The sequence below is a fragment of the Streptomyces sp. NPDC055955 genome, from assembly GCF_042270245.1.
In the GTDB taxonomy this organism is placed as follows: Bacteria; Actinomycetota; Actinomycetes; order Streptomycetales; family Streptomycetaceae; genus Streptomyces.
Window position 1 is genome coordinate 460,713 of record NZ_JBHJYS010000002.1, and the last position, 20,113, is coordinate 480,825.

Annotated in this window: 18 protein-coding genes; 5 read left to right on the forward strand and 13 right to left on the reverse strand. The window is 71.7% G+C overall.

From position 1 onward, the window contains the following. Nucleotides 1-56 precede the first annotated feature (56 nt). From ACFC96_RS05330 to ACFC96_RS05340, 3 genes are read left to right on the forward strand one after another with little or no spacing between them, the layout of a single operon-like run. Complete coding sequence (locus ACFC96_RS05330) at nucleotides 57-1,142, forward strand: TIR domain-containing protein (protein WP_340457106.1); 1,086 nt, start codon at nucleotides 57-59, stop codon at nucleotides 1,140-1,142. Beyond that, entirely contained in the window at nucleotides 1,139-3,391 is a 2,253-nt protein-coding gene (locus ACFC96_RS05335) for a TIR domain-containing protein (protein WP_376610327.1), read from the forward strand. The genes ACFC96_RS05330 and ACFC96_RS05335 overlap by 4 nt, the downstream gene beginning before the upstream one ends. Next, nucleotides 3,373-3,903 (forward strand): HIT family protein, encoded by a 531-nt coding sequence (locus ACFC96_RS05340; protein WP_340457103.1) that lies wholly within the window; start codon nucleotides 3,373-3,375, stop codon nucleotides 3,901-3,903. Before ACFC96_RS05335 ends, ACFC96_RS05340 begins: the two co-directional genes overlap by 19 nt. Here ACFC96_RS05340 and ACFC96_RS05345 read toward each other — a convergent pair. After that, a complete protein-coding gene (locus ACFC96_RS05345; RefSeq protein WP_340457102.1) occupies nucleotides 3,817-4,245 on the reverse strand; it encodes a hypothetical protein in 429 nt (142 codons plus the stop codon). The genes ACFC96_RS05340 and ACFC96_RS05345 overlap by 87 nt on opposite strands. A 164-nt stretch (nucleotides 4,246-4,409) precedes the next feature. Between ACFC96_RS05345 and ACFC96_RS05350 the strand changes: the two genes are divergently transcribed. Then, a complete protein-coding gene (locus ACFC96_RS05350; RefSeq protein WP_376610329.1) occupies nucleotides 4,410-6,206 on the forward strand; it encodes an acyl-CoA dehydrogenase in 1,797 nt (598 codons plus the stop codon). On the opposite strand, the gene ACFC96_RS05355 is transcribed toward ACFC96_RS05350, so the two are convergent. The 7 genes from ACFC96_RS05355 to ACFC96_RS05385 all read right to left on the reverse strand — a co-directional run bounded on the left by ACFC96_RS05355 (nucleotide 6,148) and on the right by ACFC96_RS05385 (nucleotide 12,867). Continuing rightward, nucleotides 6,148-6,831: a DUF6629 family protein gene (locus ACFC96_RS05355; protein WP_376610541.1), complete on the reverse strand. Its 684-nt coding sequence runs from the start codon at nucleotides 6,829-6,831 to the stop codon at nucleotides 6,148-6,150. The genes ACFC96_RS05350 and ACFC96_RS05355 overlap by 59 nt on opposite strands. Nucleotides 6,832-6,973: 142 nt before the next feature. Then, nucleotides 6,974-7,657, reverse strand: coding sequence for a GntR family transcriptional regulator (locus ACFC96_RS05360; protein ID WP_340457100.1), 684 nt, complete (start codon nucleotides 7,655-7,657; stop codon nucleotides 6,974-6,976). A gap of 132 nt (nucleotides 7,658-7,789) precedes the next feature. Beyond that, entirely contained in the window at nucleotides 7,790-8,791 is a 1,002-nt protein-coding gene (locus ACFC96_RS05365) for a proline racemase family protein (protein WP_340457099.1), read from the reverse strand. A gap of 59 nt (nucleotides 8,792-8,850) precedes the next feature. Continuing rightward, nucleotides 8,851-9,747 carry a dihydrodipicolinate synthase family protein gene (locus ACFC96_RS05370; protein ID WP_376254840.1) on the reverse strand — a complete coding sequence of 299 codons (897 nt, stop codon included), beginning with the start codon at nucleotides 9,745-9,747 and terminating at the stop codon, nucleotides 8,851-8,853. Nucleotides 9,748-9,950: 203 nt separating this feature from the next. Then, nucleotides 9,951-11,375 carry an NAD(P)/FAD-dependent oxidoreductase gene (locus ACFC96_RS05375; RefSeq protein ID WP_376610332.1) on the reverse strand — a complete coding sequence of 475 codons (1,425 nt, stop codon included), beginning with the start codon at nucleotides 11,373-11,375 and terminating at the stop codon, nucleotides 9,951-9,953. After that, nucleotides 11,372-11,704 (reverse strand): (2Fe-2S)-binding protein, encoded by a 333-nt coding sequence (locus ACFC96_RS05380; protein WP_340457095.1) that lies wholly within the window; start codon nucleotides 11,702-11,704, stop codon nucleotides 11,372-11,374. The genes ACFC96_RS05375 and ACFC96_RS05380 overlap by 4 nt, the downstream gene beginning before the upstream one ends. Then, entirely contained in the window at nucleotides 11,701-12,867 is a 1,167-nt protein-coding gene (locus ACFC96_RS05385) for an NAD(P)/FAD-dependent oxidoreductase (protein WP_376610334.1), read from the reverse strand. The genes ACFC96_RS05380 and ACFC96_RS05385 overlap by 4 nt, the downstream gene beginning before the upstream one ends. A 224-nt stretch (nucleotides 12,868-13,091) precedes the next feature. On the opposite strand from ACFC96_RS05385, the gene ACFC96_RS05390 reads away from it, so the two are divergent. Continuing rightward, nucleotides 13,092-14,450 carry an aminopeptidase P family protein gene (locus tag ACFC96_RS05390; RefSeq protein WP_340457125.1) on the forward strand — a complete coding sequence of 453 codons (1,359 nt, stop codon included), beginning with the start codon at nucleotides 13,092-13,094 and terminating at the stop codon, nucleotides 14,448-14,450. A gap of 72 nt (nucleotides 14,451-14,522) precedes the next feature. Here ACFC96_RS05390 and ACFC96_RS05395 read toward each other — a convergent pair whose 3' ends face one another. The 5 genes from ACFC96_RS05395 to ACFC96_RS05415 all read right to left on the reverse strand — a co-directional run bounded on the left by ACFC96_RS05395 (nucleotide 14,523) and on the right by ACFC96_RS05415 (nucleotide 20,112). Beyond that, nucleotides 14,523-15,968 carry a glyceraldehyde-3-phosphate dehydrogenase gene (locus ACFC96_RS05395; RefSeq protein WP_340457092.1) on the reverse strand — a complete coding sequence of 482 codons (1,446 nt, stop codon included), beginning with the start codon at nucleotides 15,966-15,968 and terminating at the stop codon, nucleotides 14,523-14,525. A gap of 141 nt (nucleotides 15,969-16,109) precedes the next feature. After that, nucleotides 16,110-16,706, reverse strand: coding sequence for a bifunctional 4-hydroxy-2-oxoglutarate aldolase/2-dehydro-3-deoxy-phosphogluconate aldolase (locus ACFC96_RS05400; protein ID WP_376610336.1), 597 nt, complete (start codon nucleotides 16,704-16,706; stop codon nucleotides 16,110-16,112). Nucleotides 16,707-16,738: 32 nt separating this feature from the next. Next, complete coding sequence (locus ACFC96_RS05405) at nucleotides 16,739-18,280, reverse strand: DgaE family pyridoxal phosphate-dependent ammonia lyase (RefSeq protein ID WP_376610338.1); 1,542 nt, start codon at nucleotides 18,278-18,280, stop codon at nucleotides 16,739-16,741. Between the two features lie 310 nt (nucleotides 18,281-18,590). Then, on the reverse strand, nucleotides 18,591-19,307 hold the full coding sequence (locus tag ACFC96_RS05410) for a DUF4310 family protein (protein WP_376610339.1): 717 nt from the start codon (nucleotides 19,305-19,307) through the stop codon (nucleotides 18,591-18,593). A gap of 13 nt (nucleotides 19,308-19,320) precedes the next feature. Beyond that, nucleotides 19,321-20,112 carry a DUF4311 domain-containing protein gene (locus tag ACFC96_RS05415; RefSeq protein WP_340457087.1) on the reverse strand — a complete coding sequence of 264 codons (792 nt, stop codon included), beginning with the start codon at nucleotides 20,110-20,112 and terminating at the stop codon, nucleotides 19,321-19,323. Nucleotide 20,113 lies beyond the last annotated feature (1 nt).

The window sequence follows — 20,113 nt, forward strand, 5'->3', positions numbered from 1 at the left end:
GGCCTATTCTCAAAGGTGTTGACCCGGCCGACCCCGGCGGCAGTTTGTGAGGGCGCGTGGATCCATCCGCTTTCTTCTACACGAGCTGCACCCGCGGCGACGGCTGGCCCGCACTCACCCGCTTCCACGCCGATCTGGAGTACCGGCTGCGGGCGCAGGAGGGTTACGGCATCAGCGGCGCGCTCGGCGCGGCGATGAACCCCGGCACGGTGCCGAGCGGCGCCATCACCAAGGCCGGCGTGATGATCGCGCTCTACTCCCCCAAGTACTTCTTGGACCGCGGCTGCGGACTGGAGTGGGCCGTCATCCAGTCCCGGATGCGCCGCCGCGCGCGCATCGAGGGCATCCAGGTCCCCGGCTGTCTCATTCCGGTCTGCTGGAAGCCCGTGGCCGAGCGTCAGATCCCGCAGGAGGTGCGCCGCTCCGAGTCGTTCCCCGGGCCCGGCGCCTTCGACTGGCTCAGGGAGCAGGGCCTGGAGTCCCTGGTGTCGTCGTCGGACCCGGGCGCCGACGAGCGGTACTACGTGTTCGTCGAGCAGCTGACGAAGAGCATCCTGGAGGCCGGACGCGCCGGGCTGGCACCGCTCGGGGCCGACGAAGAACGCGACATGCTCCCCGCGTTCGGCTCCGCGCACGGCGCCACCAGCCCGAGCGGCCCCCACCTCAGGGTGCCCGCGCAGCCCGACCCCCGGCACGAGAGCGCCGCCGGTGAGCCACTCTCGGTCGCCATCAGCTACGTCGGCGCCGACCAGGCGTGGGCCGACTGGATGGACGGGGTGCTGCGCGAGGAGGGCCACACCGTGCGGCAGCGACGCCGGCGGGTCGGGCGCGAGACCCTGTCGCAGGCCGTGGAGCGCGCACGGGACGGGGTCGACCGCGTCGTGGTCGTCTTCTCCCGCAGCTATTTCGACGCGGGGAACACGGCACCCACCGACTGGGAGGCCGCCTTCGACCCGCCCGTCTCCGACCCGTCCTGGCTCGTCGCCGTGCAGATCGACGCGGCGCCCCGGCCCGTTCTCGTACGCGGCGTCAAGGTCCTGACGCTGGAGGGGTCAGGACCCGACCAGGCCGAACGGCTGCGCGAAGGAGTCATGGACACGGCGGGTTCGACGCCCCGCGATCCGGCGGGGGAAGCGCATTGACCGGGTCGAGACGTTCCGCCACCGATCCGCCGCCGATCTCGAACCTGCCGGTGCAGGCGACGCCGTTCGTCGGCCGCGACGAGGAGATCGCCGCCATCCAGGGCCTGTTCGAGGACCATCGCGCGGTCCTCCTCCACGACCCGGCCGACCGGCAGCACGGGTACGGCAAGTCGGAGGCGGCGATCACCTACTGCCACCGCTACCGCATGCGCTACCGCGTGGCCTGGTGGTTCAACTGCTCGCACGAGAGCGATCCCCGTCGGCTGCGGCAGTTGGTCGAGCGGGGGACGGACGAGCTGCACACCCGGTACCGCGAGGTCCTGCGCGTCTCGGAGATCCCCGCACGGCCCGACGACAAGTGGCTCCTCCTGTACGACAACGTGGCCGATCCCGACCTCATCCAGGACTTCTTCCCGGCCGGCGACGCCCGGATCCTGGTCACCTCCCGCCCGCCGGGCACGGCCTGGGAGGAGGCCGCCCGGCTGCCCGTCGGCGACCTGGACCCGTCCGAAGTGGCCAGCCTCTTCCGTCAGTTGGCCGAGATCCGGCAGCCCGTGGCCGAGGATCTCGCCCGCACCTTCGCGGGACATCCGCAGCAGATCATCGCGGTGGCCGAGCAGATCCGCCGCGGCACCCCGCCCGCCGCGTGCGTCACCCTCGCCGACGCCGTACGGCTCGCGCCCGCGCCCACGCGGCCCGCACCGCCGCAGCCGCCGGGGCATGTGCGGATGAGCGCCCAGGACCGGGAGACCCTCATCGACACCCTGCTGTCCTCGCCGGTCTGCAGGGACCTCCGCAGCTACCGTGCCTGGATCGAGGCCATCGACCGGCGGGCGGCGGTGTCGTCCGGCCTGCCGTCGGAGACGGAGACCATCCGCACGCGCGTCGTCGGCCTGGTGTCCATCGCCCTCAGCCGGGACACCCCCGATGTCCTGCTGGCCCTCGCCAAAGCCTTCGAGGACAGGGCCGGCCGCCACGAGACGCAACTCGTCCGGGCGCTGATCGGCCCGGCGGCGGCGAACTGGAACGAGAACAAGGAGCCGATACGCGCCGTGCTGCCCCCACACCCCGCCGATGCCCCGTTCTTCTTCACCAGCTACGCGAACCGGGAGGACGACCAGGACCATGTCGCCGAGTTCCACGAGCAGCTCGAACAGGAGCTGCGCATCAAGCGCGGCCGCAATGTGACGAGTACGGGCTTCTTGGACCGCCGCAGTCTCCAGCTCGGCCTCACCTGGCGGGAACCGATGGTCGAGGCGATCCGCTCGACGCGGCTGCTGGTCGCGCTGATCACCGCGGACTACTTCGAGAGCGAGTGGTGCCGGCGGGAGTGGGCCGTGATGACGGAGCGCGCCCGCCGGGCCGGACGTTCGCCGGGGGACGAGCCGGTCGCCATCCTGCCGCTCTTCTGGGTCAAGCCGCGCGGCCCGCTCCCCAAGGACCTGGCCGCGATCCAGTACAGCTCGCCCGCGCTGTTCGGGGGGAGCAAGGCCCCGGACAACCTGATCGATCTGCTGCGCGAGGACAAGAAGAAGGCCGCGGCCTTCATCCGCAGGCTCGCCGACACCATGATCGACGCGGCGGACCGTGATCTTCCGGCGCTCGACGCGGACGCCGTACGCGACCTGCCGCTCGCTTTCGGCGAGTGGGACACGGGGGACACGTCGCTTTCGGGTTCGGGCCCTGACAGCCGCGATGCCCAGCCGCACCCCGATCCCGAGCCACGGCCACAGCCACAGCCACAGCCACAGCCACAGCCACAGCCGACGCTTGAGTCCGAACCGGATCCGGCACCACCCGAGCGGGCCGGGCACACCCCCACGCTCTCCCCCGTGCCGGAGCCCCGCGTCTCTCCCGACCCGCCCGAGGCTCCGGCCCGACCCGCCGAACCCCCGCTCGCGACCACCGCCTCTCACCCGTCGGCCTCCGACAAGACGCGGCTGATCGAGGCCCTGACGACCGGCCCGCTGCGTGAGCCCACGCGGTACACGCCCTGGGTCGAAGCCGTGCTCCGGGACGTCGACCAGGCGCACCGTCCCGCGGTCACGCAGTTCGTCGACCCGCTCAGAAGACGGGTGCACCTGCTCGTGAACTTCGCCTTCGACCAGGCCACGCCCGACCTTTTCCGTGCCATGGCCCGGGCGCTCACGCTGGTCGACCCCGGCGGCGCCAACGCTCCCGACGAGACCGTGACCGCCGTGCACGAACTGGTGGACCGTATCGTCGCGGCATGGCCCCCACACACGTGACACCGAACCGAAGACCGGCGGGCGACTGCCCGTTCTGCCACATCGCCGCGGGTACGCGTCCGGCGCGCCTGGTCGCGGCCGGCCCGGACGTCATCGCCTTCCTGCCGCTGCGCCCGGTCCATCCAGGCCATGTCCTCGTCGTGCCGCGGCGCCACCTGGAGGACATCTGGGAGCTGGACGAGGAGACGGCAACGGCCGTGACCCGTGAGGTGCTTCGGGTCGCGCACGCCGTGCGTGCGGTCTTCCGGCCCGACGGGCTCAACGTCATCCAGTCGTCAGGGGCAGTCGCGACCCAGACGGTGCCGCACCTCCACGTCCATGTCGTCCCGCGATTCGCGAACGACCGGATGGGCGCCATCTGGCCCGCCCCCGACGACGGGTCGCCCCTCGCCCTGGACGACGCGGCGAGCCGGCTGTCCAAGGCCCTAGAACAGGACAACCAGGGCGATGAGCTGGGCCAGGGCGAGGCCGCCGTAGAAGAGTGCGACCGTCAGGGAACCCGCCGCGCGTAGCGCGCCGGCCCGCTCCGCGCCGGCGCTCGCGTCGAGGCTGAACGGCTCTATACCGCCCCCCGGCCGCCGCACCTTGTCGTAGAGCCGTCGAAACAGCCGCTCCTTGTACAGGAAATACCCGTCGAGCAGCCAGAACGCCACGATGGGGACGAAGCCGGTGGCCGCCACCGTCCGGCTCTCGTTCCCGGCGGCGAAGGCGAGCAGCGCACCCATCAGGGTCAGTGCCCAGCCCTTGATCAGGAACGAGTTGTTGCCCATCCGCGCGACGACGGCCTGGATCAGTTCGAGGTGCCTGATCTGCCCGTCGTCCAGAACTGTCCGGCTCGCAGGTTCCCCTGTCACGGCATTCCCCCTTCGGGCGGAACCCTACCCAGCGGTGCCCGGCAGCGTTACCCCCGTCACCCACTGGCCGAAATAAGCGACTGCTTAGTACGCTGAGGGGGGCGGGGCCCCCGGCCCCGCGGTTCCGTACCGCCCGTCACGACCAGTGCGCCTGGAGTAAACGCATGGCATCCCTGCTGCTGTCCCGCCGCGATCTCGAGTTCCTGCTGTACGAGTGGCTCGACGTCTGCGCGCTCACGTCCCGCGAGCGGTACGCGGACCACTCCCGCGAGACCTTCGACGCGGCGCTCGAACTGAGCGAGCAGATCGCGACGCGGCACTTCGCCCCGCACAACAAGAAGAACGACACACAGGAGCCCACCTTCGACGGGGAGCGGGTCCACATCATCCCCGAGGTGAAGGAGGCCCTGCGGGTCTTCGGGGAGTCGGGGCTCATCGCGAGCACCATGGACCACGAGGTGGGCGGCGGGCAGCTGCCGTCGGTGGTCGCCGACGCGTGCTTCGCCTGGTTCCAGGCCGCGAACGTCGGCACGGCCGCGTACCCGTTCCTCACGATCGGCAACGCCAACCTCGTCCTCGCACACGGCTCGAAGGAACAGATCGACACCTTCGTACGCCCCATGGTGGAGGGACGGTTCCTGGGCACCATGTGCCTCTCGGAGCCACAGGCCGGATCGTCGCTCGCCGACGTGCGCACGCGGGCCGAGCGGCAGGAGGACGGGACGTACCGCCTCTTCGGGAACAAGATGTGGATCTCCGGCGGCGAGCACGAGCTGTCGGAGAACATCGTGCACCTCGTCCTCGCCAGGAACCCGGACGGGCCGGCCGGCGTGAAGGGCCTGTCCCTGTTCATCGTCCCCAAGTTCCTGGTGCGCGAGGACGGTTCCCTCGGCGAACGCAACGACGTGGTCCTGGCGGGCCTCAACCACAAGATGGGGTACCGGGGCACGACGAACACCCTCCTCAACTTCGGTGAAGGCGCCCACCGGCCGGGCGGGGCGCCGGGCGCCGTCGGATATCTCGTCGGCGAGGAGAACCGCGGGCTCTCCTACATGTTCCACATGATGAACGAGGCCCGCATCGGCGTCGGCCTGGGCGCCACCGCCCTCGGCTACACAGGCTATCTGCACGCTCTCGACTACGCCCGCACGCGCCCGCAGGGCCGCCCTCTCGCGGGCAAGGACCCGGCCGCGCCGCAGGTCCCGATCCTCGCCCACGCCGACGTCCGCAGGATGCTCCTGGCCCAGAAGTCCTACGTGGAGGGGGCGTTGGCGCTCACCCTGTACTGCGGCCGGCTCCTCGACGAGCAGCACACCGGCGCCACGCCCGAGGCCCGCGCGCAGGCCCGGCTGCTGCTCGACGTACTCACCCCCATCGCCAAGAGCTGGCCCTCGCAGTGGTGCCTGGAGGCCAACAGCCTCGCGATCCAGGTCCACGGAGGCTACGGCTACACACGCGAGTACAACGTCGAACAGTTCTACCGCGACAACCGTCTCAACCCCATCCACGAGGGCACGCACGGCATCCACGGTCTCGACCTGCTCGGCCGCAAGGTCGTCATGGACGGCGGGGCCGGGCTCCGTCTCCTCGCGGAGCGCGTCACCGCGACGACCGCCCGCGCGGCCGACACGGGCGGAGAAGCCGCCGAGTACGGCGCCCGCCTCGACACCGCCGTGCGCCGTGCGGTCGCCGTGACCCAGCACCTGTGGTCGACCGGCGACCCGGAGACCGCCCTGGCCAACGCGAGCGTCTACCTCGAAGCCGTCGGGCACGTCGTCGTCGCCTGGATGTGGCTGGAGCAGCTCCTCGCGGCGGCGTCCGGCACGGAGGCCGTCCACGAGGGCAAGCGCGGCGCGTGCCGCTACTTCTTCCGGCATGAACTGCCCAGGACAGAGGCGCAGTTCAGCCTTCTTCAGTCCCTGGACCGGACGGCCGTCGATCTGCCGGAGGACGCCTTCTGATCCGCTGATCGGCGCCGCGGCCCGTCCACCGGAGCAGCACGACGGAGCACACGGCCGCGAACGCGCACCACGTCGAGACGAACTCCCACCGCCACAGCGCGACACACACCGCCGCGCCGACCGCGACCAGCACACCGAGCAGCACGAGGCCGCGGTCGGCGGACAGGAGCAGGGAGCCGACCGTGGCCAGGAGGTACCCGGCGACCAGAAGCCCGGCGTGCGGCAGACCCAGGGCGTACCCCACGGTGTGCCCACGGATCTCGGCGGTCACGGTGCGGGTCGCCAGCGCGTACGCGAGTCCGGCCGCGGTCACGGCCCCGGCCGCGAGCGGGATCAGCAGCCGCCCGCGGGCGCACCGGGGCGCCGCGCACACCACCCCCACGGGCACCCACAGGGCCAGGACCGGAAGGGCGATCACGGCCCAGGCGAGGGTGGCCGAACCCGTCCCGCCACCGGACCGCCACAGGACGGACTCGACGATCTGATGGGCGCCCAGCAGCAGCGGCAGCGCGACGAGCGGCAGGTCGCGCGGCCGTCGCGCGCGAACCGTCCGTGCGACGCAGACGGCACCCACGCCCGCGATCGCGGTGCCCGCCACGAGATCGGCCGTCGCACTCCAGCACATGCCACACCACCACGGCTCCCGGTCGTGCGCGCCGACGCCCGTCGCCGCCCGCAGTGCGGCCACGCTACGACGACACGCGCCGCAGCCCACCGCGCCGACACGGGAGCGCCGGGGTCACACGGCCGATCACCCCGGCGGTGGCCTAATGCGCCCAGAGCCCTCGCACGTGCCCGAGGTGGCGGGTCATCACGGCACGCACCGCCTCCTCGTCACGGGCGACCAGGGCGTCGAGGATCTCCAGGTGCTCCTCGGCCGACGCCTCCAGACGCCCCGCCTCGACCAGCGCGTTCAGCCCGTAGAGCCGGGAGCGCTTGCGCAGGTCGCCGACCACCTCGACCAGGTGCTCGTTGCCGGAGAGAGCGAGCAGCCCCAGGTGGAAACGGATGTCCGCCTCGACGTACGCGATGAGGTCGCCGGCCACCGCCGCGTCGACGATCTCCCGCGCGACCGGGCGCAGTGCCTCCAGCGCCGCGAGGTCGGCGGTGGCGGCGAGTTCCGCCGTGGTCGGGATCTCGATCAGCGAGCGGATGTGCTTGTACTCGTCGAGCTGCTTCTCGGAGACGGCCGTGACCCGGAAGCCCTTGTTCGGCACCGCGTCGACGAGACCTTCCTTCGCGAGGTCGAGCATGGCCTCGCGCACCGGGGTCGCGGACACCCCGAAGCGGACGGCGAGGGTCGGCGCCGAGTACACCTCGCCCGCCCGCAGCTCACCGGCGATCAGCGCGGCGCGCAGCGCGTCGGCGACCCGCTCGCGGTAGCTGCTGCGCGTCCCGCCGAGGCTGGGCAGGGCGGGAGCCGCGGACGGGGCGCTGCGCCGGTCGGCCATGGGGTGTTCCTCCTAGGTGACATGTCACGTTCCACAAGTATCCCGTGGTGGGTGAGGTACTGCGGGACGGGTGCCACGGGACTGGTGTGGCGGTAAAGGTGCTACGGACGGGTGGCTGTCGCGGGACGGGTCCTACAGGACGAAGCCCGCCGGGAAGGGGTCGTCCGGATCGAGCAGGTACTGGGCCGTCCCGGTCACCCACGCGCGGCCGGTGAAACTGGGCAGCACCGCCGGGATCCCGGCCACGTCGGTGGTGCCGAGCAGCCGTCCGGTGAACTGGGTGCCGATGAACGACTCGTTCACGAACTCCGTGTGCAACGGCAGTTCACCCCGCGCGTGCAGCTGGGCCATGCGCGCGCTCGTTCCCGTGCCGCAGGGCGAACGGTCGAACCAGCCGGGGTGGATCGCCATCGCGTGCCGGGAGTACCGGGCGGTGGCCCCGGGCGCGTACAGGTGGACGTGATGGCAGCCGCGGATGGACGGGTCCTCGGGGTGTACGGGCTCGTCCTTGGCGTTGATCGCGTCCATCAGCGCGAGCCCCGCCGCGAGGATGTCGTCCTTGCGTTCGCGCTCGAAGGGCAGGCCGAACCGGTCGAGCGGCAGGATCGCGTAGAAGTTGCCGCCGTAGGCCAGGTCGTACGTGATCGTGCGTCCGTCGGCGAGGGTGATCTCGCGGTCGAGGCCGACGGAGAACGAGGGCACGTTCTTCAGGGTGACGGCCTTCGCCGCGCCGTTCTCCACGGCGACGTCTGCGACGACGAGCCCGGCGGGTGTGTCGAGGCGGATGGTGGTGACCGGTTCGACGACCTCGACCATGCCCGTCTCCACGAGGACGGTGGCGACGCCGATCGTCCCGTGCCCGCACATCGGGAGGTAGCCGGAGACCTCGATGTAGATGACGCCGTAGTCGCAGTCGGGCCTGGTCGGCGGCTGGAGGATCGCTCCGCTCATCGCGGCGTGCCCGCGCGGCTCGTTCATCAGGAGCTGTTTGATGTCGTCGCGGTGCTCGCGGAAGTACAGGCGGCGTTCGTTCATCGTGGCGCCGGGGACGGTGCCGATGCCGCCGGTGATCACTCGTGTCGGCATGCCCTCGGTGTGCGAGTCGACCGCGTGCAGGACGAGTTTGCTGCGCATGTCGGAAGCTGCTCCCTGGAAGTGGCTGCGGTGGACGTGTGCGGGTGCGGTCGCGTGGTTCAGACGAGGCCGGCGGCGATCATCTGTTCGGTGGCGGCGCGCACGGCCTTCTCCTGCTCGGGCAGAAGTGGCATGCGCGGCGGGCGGCAGGGGCCTCCGTGGCGGCCGATCATGTCCATGGACAGCTTGATGGCCTGAACGAACTCGGGGCGCGAGTCCCAGCGCAGGAGCGGGTGGAGCTGGCGGTAGAGGGCGGTCGCGGTGGCGAGGTCGCCGGACACGGCGGCGCGGTACAGCTCGACGGACGCGGCGGGCAGCATGTTGGGGTACCCGGCGATCCAGCCCTTGGCGCCGGCCAGGGCCAGTTCGAGCAGGACGTCGTCGGCGCCGATCAACAGGTCCAATTCCGGGGCGAGTTCGGCGATGCGGTACGCCCGCCGAACGTCTCCCGAGAACTCCTTGACCCCGCGGACGAACCCCTCGCGGTGCAGCTTCGCGAGCAGTTCCGGCACCAGGTCGACCTTGGTGTCGATGGGGTTGTTGTAGGCGACGACGGGGAGGCCCACCGCGGCGACCGCCTCGTAGTGGGCGAGGACGGAACGCTCGTCGGCGCGGTACGCGTTGGGCGGGAGCAGCATCACGGAGGCGCAGCCGGCGTCCTTGGCCTGTTCTGCCCAGCGGCGGGCCTCGGCGGAGCCGTAGGCGGCGACGCCGGGCATCACGCGTTGCCCGCCGATCGCGGCGACGGCCGTCTCGACGACCTTGGCACGCTCCTGTGGGGTGAGCACCTGGTACTCGCCGAGCGAGCCGTTGGGCACGACCCCGTCGCAGCCGTTCTCGACGAGCCAGGCGCAATGCTCCGCGAACTTGGTGTAGTTGACGGAGAGATCGTCGTTCAGCGGGAGCGGCGTGGCGACGAGGACGCCGTGCCAGGGGCTGCGCTGTGACGTGGTCATGGGCTGAGTCTCCTCTGTGGCGTGTGACATGGCACTGATGAAAACGGGTGTCCGGTCCGAGGTCTGGGGATGTCCCGGTCCAAGGGCTGGGGGTGTCCGGTCCGAGGGCTGAGGATGTCCGGTCCGAGGGCTGAGGATGTCCGGCTTGATGCCTGATGGGGTGTCCGGTCTGATGGTTGCGGTCGCCGGAGGGGCGGCCGGGCTCACGCGTCGGGCGGGTCCTCCCCCGCCCGGGCGAGCACTCCGAGCGGTACGGGCCGGGCGAACGGCCTTCCGGACGCGACCTGTCGGCAGCCCGTGAGCCCGGCGACAGCGGGTCCGCACATGCGGCCCTGGCACCAGCCCATACCGGCTCGAGTCAGCAGTTTCACCGTGCGCGCGTCCGTGGCCCCGAGCTCGCCGACCGCCTCACGGATCGCGGAGGCCGGTACCTCCTCGCACCGGCACACGACGGTGTCGTCGGTGACCTGCTCGGCCCAGTGCGCGCGCGGTGCGAAGACGACGTCGAGGGAGGCGATGAACTGTCTCGTCCTGGCACGGGACTTGGCGGCGGCCTCCCACCCGCGCGGGTCGGGTTCGCGCCCCGCGAGCCGTGCCGCGGCGGAGCACCCCGCGATATGGCCCTCGGCGAGCGAGAGGGCCGCGCCGCCCACTCCGGTGGTCTCGCCCACGGCCCACACCCCGTGGACGTCGGTGCGCTGCTCGTCGTCCACGGCCACGGCCGTCCCCTCGAGGCGGCAGCCGAGCGTCTCGGCGAGGTCGGTCTGCGGCAGCAGGCCGTGGCCGACGGCGAGGGTGTCGCAGGCGATCACCTGCTCGGAGCCCGGTGCCACGCGCCCGTCACGGTCGAGCGCGGCGACGGTGACGGCTTCGAGCGCACCGTCGCCCCGCGCTTCCACGACGGCGTGCCGGGCCTTCAACCGCACGCGACGGCGCATCAGTTCGGCCATGTACCCGGCGCCTTCGACGAGTTTGTCCGGGTGGGCGGCGAGCGTCCTCGCGTGCCGGGCGACATCCTGCGCCCCGGCGGACTCGACCAGCGCGGCGACCTGCGCACCGGCCGCGGCCAGTCCGGCGGCGACCGGCAGCAGCAGTGGACCGGTGCCCGCCACGACGGCCGTTCGCCCCTGGAGGACGAGTCCGCCCTTGAGCATGGCTTGGGCGCCGCCCGCGGTGATCACGCCCGGCAGGGTCCAGCCGGGGAAGGGCAGCACCTTTTCGTAGGCGCCGGTCGCCAGGACGACGGCGTCCGCGCGCACCACGGACGGCTCTTCCTGGGTTGGTCCGTGCAGCGCGTGGACGAGGAAGCCGGATGGCTCCTCGAGCCTTTCCACGCACCACACATGATGTTCCGTCAGGTGGGTGATGCGGCCCTTGGCGATCTGTGCGGCCAGGCCGTCCCGCAGCCGCTCCCAGGTGCGCCACTGATGGTGCAGTGCCTGCGGGTGGCGGGCGCCCAGTTCCTCGGCGGGCTGGCGGTAGAACTGGCCGCCGGCCTGCGCGCCCGCGTCGATCAGCGTCACGCGGCTCCCGCGGACGGCCGCGGCGAGTGCGGCGGCGAGCCCGGCGGGCCCGGCCCCGATCACCGCGAGCGAGCGCGGCGCGCTTTCATCAGGGCTACGGCTCACAGTTCCTCCCCGCCCGCCAGGTGTGCGTGGCCCGTGCCGTGCTGGGTGCGGATGTCGTCGCCGGGTTCCGCCCGTACGAGGCAGGCCCGTTGGTTGGGGTGGCCGTTGACGGTCACGAGGCAGTCGAAGCAGACGCCGATGCCGCAGAAAACGCCTCGCGGCTCGCCCGTGCCGCGCGTGGTCCGCCAGGCGGTGACGCCCGCCGACCACAGTGCCGCGGCGACGGTCTGCCCGGGCAGCACCGCGATCTGCGCGCCGTCGAACGTGGCGGTGTACGCGGGCCCGGGCTCGGCCCTGACCAGATGCAGTGGTGTGCGTTTGCCGTTCACGAGGTCTCCTCGGGGAAGCGGTCCGGGCGGAACGGCGCGAGCGCGGGATCCGGCCGTCCGCCACCGAGCGCCGCGGCGATCAAGTGCCCTGTTCCCGTGGCGAGTCCGATGCCGGCGCCCTCGTGCCCGCAGGCATGGAAGAGTCCGGGGACGCGCGCGTCCGGCCCGATCGCGGGCAGATGATCCGGCATGTACGGGCGGAAACCCAGGTAGGAGCGCATCACGCGGACGTCCTCCAGGAAGGGGAAGAGCCGTGCCGCCCCCGCCGCGAGGGATCGCACGACGGGCAGCGAGAACGTGCGGTCGAAGCCGACGCGTTCGCGGCTCGCGCCGATCAGCACGGGCCCGGCCGCGGTGCCCTCGACGACCGGTGAGGTCTGCAGCGCGGCGGAGTCGCTCGCCACGTCGGCCACGTAGTCGGCGGCGTACACCTTGTGCCGGACCAGGCGCGGCAGCGGCTCGGTGACGAGGACGAAGCCGCGCCGGGGCAGCACCGGCAGCCGGACCCCGGCGAGTGCGGCCAGCTCTCCGCCCCAGGTGCCGGCCGCGTTCACGACGGCGGGGGCGTGGATCTCGCCGCGTCCGGTGCGGACGCCTCGTACGGAACCGTCCGCCGACCGGAGCACGTCGGTGACGGGCGCGCCGGTGAGCAGCCGTGTTCCCGCCGCGCGCGCGAGCCGTACGAGGTGCGCGGCGGCCAGGGTGGGCATCACCTGGGCGTCCTGCGGATAGTGGACGCCGCCCGGCATCCCGGGGGCGAGTTGCGGTTCGAGTGCGTAGAGCTCGTCGGCCGTGACGGCGCGCGCGTCGACACCGGCGTCGCGCTGCTGCACGGCGAACTTCTCCAGTGCCGTCAGGCCTTCGGCGGACGACGCCACGACGACTCCGCCTTTGGCCTCGAACTCGACGGCATCGGCCGTCCCCGGTTCGGCCACGAGTGCGGACCACAACCGGGAGGAGAGCAGGGCGAGTTCGAGTTCGGGGCCGGGTTCCTTGTCGGAGACGAGCAGGTTCCCCTCGCCCGCGCCGGTGGTGCCTCCGGCCACGGGGCCCCGGTCCACCAGGGCGACGGAATGTCCCGCCCGCGCCGCGTAGAGGGCGCAGGCGGCGCCCACCATTCCGGCGCCGACCACTACAACATCGCAGGTCAGCCGCGTAGTCACGGCAGTACTATGTCACATGTTCCCAAGTGCGCCAAGGGTCACTAGGCTGACGGTCAGCTCAGCCGAAACCACAACGGAAGACAGCAGAAGGGTGCACCGTGTCCTCCTCCGAGCCCAGGCCACAGCCCACGACTCAGGCGACGTCACAGCCCGAGGCCCAACCCCGGCCCCAGGGACGCAAGAACGGCCTCTACGCGGGCCTGTCCGACGAGCTCTCCGCCCTGATGCGGACGGGCTGGGCCGACACCGAGCAGCGCGATCTGCGCCCGGACGAGCAGGCGCCGCACGCCGCCCGTCGCCGCGCCGCCCTGTCCGAGCGGTTCCCGGGCGAGCGGCTGGTGATCCCGTCCGGCCGGCTCAAGATCCGCTCGAACGACAGCTACTACCCCTTCCGTCCGTACTCGGCGTATGTGCACCTGACGGGAGATCAGGCGCGCGACAGCGCCGTCGTGTTCGAGCCGCGCGAGGGCGGCGGGCACGACATCCACCTCTACCTGCTCCCCCGCGACAGCCGTGACAGCGACGAGTTCTGGACCGGCATGACGTCCGAGCTGTGGATGGGCCGGCGCCGCAGCCTCGCCGAGTCGGAACTGGTCCTCGGCCTGCCCTGCCGCGACATCCGCGACGCCGCCGCCGAGCTGTCGGCCGCGCCCGAGGCACCGACCCGTATCGTGCGCGGCCACGACCCGGCACTCGAGGCCGCCGTGACGACGGAGGCGGAGCGCGACGCCGCACTGGAGGAGGCGCTGTCCGAGCTGCGCCTGGTCAAGGACGAGTGGGAGATCGGCGAACTGCGCAAGGCAGTCGACTCCACGGTGCGCGGATTCACCGATGTCGTACGGGAGCTGGCCACGGCGATCGCGACCTCGGAGCGCTGGATCGAGGGCACCTTCTTCCGCCGCGCCCGCCTGGAGGGCAACGCCGTCGGCTACGGCTCGATCTGCGCGGCCGGCGAGCACGCCACGATCATGCACTGGGAGCAGAACGACGGCCCGGTGCGCCCGGGTGAGCTCCTGCTCCTCGACGCGGGCGTGGAGACCCACACGCTGTACACCGCGGACGTGACGCGCACGCTCCCGATCAGCGGCACGTTCACTCCGCTCCAGCGCAAGATCTACGACGCGGTGTACGAGGCCCAGGAGGCGGGCATCGCCGCGGTGAAGCCGGGGGCGGCCTACCGTGACTTCCACGACGCGGCGCAGCGTCACCTGGCGGGCAAACTGGTGGAGTGGGGCCTGCTGGAGGGTGACCCGGAGCGGGTCTTCGAGCTCGGTCTGCAGCGGCGCTTCACCATGGCGGGCACCGGCCACATGCTCGGCCTCGACGTCCACGACTGTGCTGCCGCGCGCACGGAGTCGTACGTGGGCGGTCCGCTGGAGCCCGGCATGGTGCTGACGGTCGAGCCCGGCCTGTACTTCCAGCCGGACGACCTGTCGGTGCCGCAGGAGTACCGCGGCATCGGCGTGCGGATCGAGGACGACCTCCTGGTCACGGCCGAGGGCACGGAGAATCTGTCGGCGGGCCTGCCGCGGTCGGCGGACGAGGTCGAGGCGTGGATGCGCACGCTCGCGGGCGACCGGTAGGGGTCCCCTGCTGCGACAAACGCCCGGGGGCCCGGCCGTCGCAACGGCCGGGCCCCCTCGGGCTGTCGAGGCTTACGCGGTCGGGACCGGGTAGGTCGGGTACTCCACCCCGGAGACGTGCTGGACGACGCGGATGACCTGGCACGAGTAGCCGAACTCGTTGTCGTACCACAGGTAGAGGATCGCGTTGTCGCCGTCGACCTTGGTGGCACCGGCGTCCACGATGGAGGCGTGGCGCGAGCCGACGAAGTCCATGGAGACCGCGTCGGGGGCGGTGGTGAAGTCGATCTGGCGCTTGAGCGGCGAGTTCAGCGAGACGTCGCGGAGGTGGTCGAGGACTTCCTCACGGGTGGTCTCACGGCCGAGGCGCAGGCTGAGGATCGCGATCGAGACGTCCGGCACGGGCACGCGGATCGAGCTGCCGGTGATCGGCGCCTTGAGGTCGGGCAGCGCCTTGGCGACGGCCGAGGCGGCGCCGGTCTCGGTGATGACCATGTTGAGCGGCGCGGAGCGGCCGCGGCGGTCGGCCTTGTGGTAATTGTCCAGCAGGTTCTGGTCGTTGGTGAACGAGTGGACGGTCTCCACGTGGCCGCGCAGCACCCCGTACTCGTCGTCCATCGCCTTCAGCGGCGGGACGATCGCGTTGGTGGTGCAGGACGCGCAGGACAGGATCTGCTCGTCCGGCTTGATCATGTCGTGGTTGACGCCGTGCACGATGTTCGGGACGTCGCCCTTGCCCGGAGCGGTCAGGACGACCTTCTCGATGCCGGGACGCAGGTGCTTCGACAGGCCCTCGCGGTCACGCCACTTGCCGGTGTTGTCGATCAGGATGGCGTCGTTGATGCCGTACGCCGTGTAGTCGACCTCGGACGGGTCGTTGGCGTAGATGACCTTGATCTCGTTGCCGTTGGCGACGATCGTGCTGTTCGCCTCGTCGACCGTGATCGTGCCGTTGAACTGGCCGTGGATGGAGTCGCGGCGCAGCAGCGAGGCGCGCTTCACGAGGTCCTGGTCGCCACCGCCGCGGACGACGATGGCGCGCAGCCGCAGTCCGTTGCCGGAGCCGGCCTTCTCGATGAGCAGGCGGGCGACGAGGCGGCCGATGCGGCCGAAGCCGTAGAGGACGACGTCGCGCGCCTGGCGGCGCTCGATCTTGTTCTCACCCGTGGCGCCGGAGACGGCCTCGGCGGTGAACTCCTCGACCGAGAGACCCCGGTCGTCGGCCCGGTGCGCCTCGGCGAGCAGGCCGATGTCGATCTGCGACGGGCCGAGGTCGAGCGCGGCCAGCGCCTTCAGGAACGGCATCGTCTCGGTGACCGACAGTTCCTCACCGGCGATCTGGCGGGCGAACCGGTGGGTCTTGAGGATGCTCACCACCGACTTGTTCACCAGGGAGCGGCTGTGGAGCAGGACGGTGACGTCCCGCTCCCGGTGCATCTTCCCGATGATCGGGATCATCGACTCCGCGATCTCCTCGCGGTTCTTCCAGTTGGTGAACGAGTCGTCTTTGACAGTCACAGGTTTATCTTTCGAGCTAGGCGGCGCTCATATGCTAACCCGCCCCCGTTTTGATCGTTCAAACGGTCCCCCGGGTTGATCGTTCACACGGCCCCGCCCAGCGAAATCCCCCGTCGTGCCTGGCACGTCCCTCGGCGTCGCTCAGGCGTCGAGGAGCGTGCGCAGCCTGGTGGCGTTGCCCCGTATGTCGCTGCCGATGCTGACGGTGAAGGCGCCGGCGGCGAGCCACTCGGCGGTGTTGTCCACGGTGATTCCGCCGGTCGCCATGATCCGCGCGCCGGGCAGCACGGCGAGCAGCGACTTGAGATAGGCGATGCCCCCGATGTGCGCGGGGAAGAGCTTCGCCACGCCGCGTTCGGCGGCGGTGCGCAGTTCGGAGGAGGTCAGACCGCCCTCGACCAGCAGCCGGTCGGCGTCGTCCGCGACGGGGCGGACGTCGGGCACCTGGAACGGGCTGACCAGGAACTGGGCGCCGGCGGCCAGCGCCTGTTCGGCGATCTGCGGTGAGGTCACCGTGCCGAGCCCGAACACCGCCTGCGGGAACTCCTGGTGCCAGCTCTTCACCAGGCCCTCCCAGCCGGGGGTGGTGGCCGTGAATTCGAAGGTGGTGAAACCGGCGTCGAGCAGCTCGCGGGCCTGTGCGTAGGCGGTGTCGGCGTCGGCGGCCCGTACGGTCGGCACGGCACGGGCCTGCTGGAGGTGGTCGACGACGCTCTGGACGGCGGGGGTGAGAGACATGGCGGGGTGGTCCTTCGGTGGGCGGGGCGGAGTCAGGCGGATTCGGGTGCGGCGATGGCCGCCAGCTCGGCGAGTGCCTCGGCCGCCCCTTCACCGCGCGCGGTGAGGACGATCTCCTCGCCGGAGCGGATGTTGAGCGACATCAGGGACAGCACACTGCGGGCGGGGACCTCGCGGGTGTCGGCCTCGGAGCCTTCGGTGCCGGCTCGGCGTACCGTCACGGCCGCCGAGCTGCGGCCGGCGGCCTGGGCGAAGGCCGCCGCCGGCCGGGCGTGCAGCCCTGCCGCCTCGGTCACCACCAGTCGGCGCTCCAAGGGCGTCGTCGCGCAGTCCGCGTCCGCCGCCGGCTCGCGCGTTGTCCCGGCGGCCGGCGTTCCGGTCGCCTGTGCGTCCTGCCGGTCCGGTGCCGGTGTCCGCCCGGCCTCTGTCTGCTCTCCGTCACCGCGTGGCCCGGCGCTGACCCGCTCGCCGCCCAGGATCCCGGTGAGCCGGGCCACGATCTGCTCCTCTTCCTGCGGAGTCAGCGGCCGGGGGTCGACGGCCAGCCTGCCGGTGGCGGCGTGGTGGTCCCGCAGGAACACGGGCGGCTGCCCCTGTGCCAGCTCCGCGGCGAGCTCGGCCGCGGTGCGGCCCGCCTCCTCGGGGTCGACGGTCAGTTCCGTCCGGTGGATGAGCCGGCCCGCCTCGTCGCGGACGACGCGCGCGGAGAGTCCCGGCAGTCCGCCGACGCGCTCGGCGAGCCGTGTCATGCGGGCGTGCTGCTGCTCGGGGTCGACGGCGCCGGCCGAGGTTGCGTAGTCGCGCACCGCCTGGACGAGGCCGAGGACGGTTTCCTTGCCGACCTTCATCGGCCGCCCGATGCCGCCGTACTGTGCGCGGCACGCGGCGATCAGGTCGGCCGGTCCGCAGATCAGCCCGGACGTGGGGCCCCCGATGGCCTTGCCGCCGCTGTAGACGACCAGGTCGGCGCCGGTGGCCGGCCAGCGGCGCAGGTCTTCCTCGGCCGCCGCGTCCACGATCACCGGGATACCGTGCTCGCGCCCGATGGCCACCACCGTCTCCAGCGGGACCTGGCCCTTCTGTACGGCGTGGTGCGACTGGACATACAGGAGAGCCGCGGTGCGGTCGGTGATCGCGGCGGTGAAGTGCTCGGGCCGCGCCTTGTTGACGGCGCCGACCTCGACGGGCCGACCGCCCCCGATGGCGATCATCTGGCACACGGAGGCGCCGAAGTGGACGGCGTGCCCCTTCTGCAGCACCACCTCGTCGGGCGCCCCGCCGGCGTCGGGCAGTCGCTCCGTGCGGGCGGGGTCCGTGCCGGCGATGAGGGCGGCGACCGCGATGGCGATGCCGGCCGCGGCGCCGGTGGTGGGGCAGGCGTCCTCGGTGCCGGTGGCGCGGGCGAGTTCCCGGCCCGCGGCGACGAGCAGGTCGTCCATCACCACATGGCCGCGGGCGGCCTCGCCCATGGCGGCGATCACCCGGTCGTCGAGCCGGCTGCCGCCGAGGGCGGTCATCTTGCCGCTGGCGTTGATGGCGTGGGTGAGGCCCAGGTCCTCGTAGAGCGTGTTCATGGTGCCTTTCGTGGAGAGCAGATCCATGTGGGGGGGTGGGGCCTGCTTCTTCGGATCGCGCCGGGAGAGAGGGCGCCGCGGGCCAGGGTCTTTCGTTTGATCAGGCCGGATCAGGGAGTGGATCGAGCCTGATCAGGGAGCGGGTGCTGATGCCGTGCGTCGCGAGGCGGAGGAAGGGGCCCACGCGGAGCGTCGGCGACGGACGACAACGCCGCGCGGCGCGGTGCCGGCGCCCGCGCGCCCGGCGTGATCCAGACGACGGGCCCTAGGGCCAGACGCCGCCGGGCAGACGGGAATGTGACGACAGGCCCTAGGTGCCCGCGATGGGGAAGAAGAGCCCGAAGAGCATGGCGCCGAGGATGGCGCCGCCGGTCAGGGGCTTCTTCCACCAGTAGAAGAGGGCGGCGCCGAGGGTGGAGCCGAGGCCCACAGGGAGAGAGGCGGTCGCCGCGGCGATGATCACCAAGGGGCCCAGGTAGCGGCCGGCGGAGTTTCCGGCGCCCATCATGACGTCGGCGCCGAAGGTGGAAGTGCCGCCCGCCGAGTTCACCGTGGCCCGCCGGATGGCCAGGATCAGGGTGCCGATCAGCGCGCCCAGCAGGGCGCCGGTGGGCAGGGCCAGCCAGAAGTGCTCCAGCGGGGCGGTGATCCCTGCAGCCAGCAGCATCGCGGGGATGCCGATGCCGACACCGGTCTGCAGCGAGCCGCCGATGTCGAGGATGCCGACCATCGGCCCCTCGATGATCCGGGCGAACAGGAAGCCGGCGCCGAAGGCCGCGGCCGCCCCGTAACTCCCGCTGTCCATACCGCCCTTGAGCATGGCGGTGACGGCGACGTCGCTGAAGGTGCCCGTGCGGTAGACGTAGTACAGGTGCGTACCGGCGAAGATGCCGGCCGCCAGGGCCGCCACGAAGAGCGGGAAGGCCCATTCCGAGAGCCAGAAGCTGCCCTCGACGGGGACTTTGCCGCGGGATTTGCCCGCGGGTGCCGCGGCTCCCGCGGTGGTGGTGGCGTCGTTCGTGGTCATCGCGGTGCCTCGCTCACTTCGTCGGGGTGGTGCCGGTCGCGTCGTGGAGCCGGCTCAGCCAGTGCGGCACGTCCGCCTTCATCTGCTGCAGCAGCTGGATGTCCACACCGCGCAGGAAGGCGCTGCCGACGAACAGCATCACGACCGCGCCGGCCAGCGACTTGGTGACCCTGGTCCAGCCCAGGTCGTCGATGCCCTTGCCGACCACGATGCCGAGCACGATGCCGGGAACCGCGTTGCCCATCACGACATGCGCCAGACCGCCGAGCACGGTGGCCCAGCCTCCGCTGCGCCGCCCCGCGTCGACCGCCGCCATCCAGAAGACGATCGGCATGACGGGGTTGATCAGCCACTCCGACGCGGGGCCGAGCACGTCGGCTGCGACCTTCTGCAGCGAGTGCGGAATGGACGCGGCGGTGGTGTTCAGAACCGTCACCAGGACCAGGCCGACGCACGCCCCGTAGGCCGCCATCCGGCGCGGGTTGTGCAGCGTCTCGTCGAGGTTGCGGTTCTTGGTCATCGACAGCGCGGCGGCCCAGTGCGGGACGATGCGGTGATCGACGTCCGAGGTCAGCGCACCGGTGCCGACCGCGCTGGCCCAGGCGTTGAAGAAGAAGCCGAGGCCGAAGGAGAAGTGCGCGACCGGGTCGTTCTCGCAGGCGTTGAGTTCGCCCAGGGTCCGGAAGGCACCCATGCCTTGCACCTTGGGCGCGTGGAACATGCGGGCCACGCCCGCGCTCGCCCCGAAGCCGATCAGGGCGCCGATGACCATCGACTCCAGTGCGATGGTGAGCGTCTCGTTCATG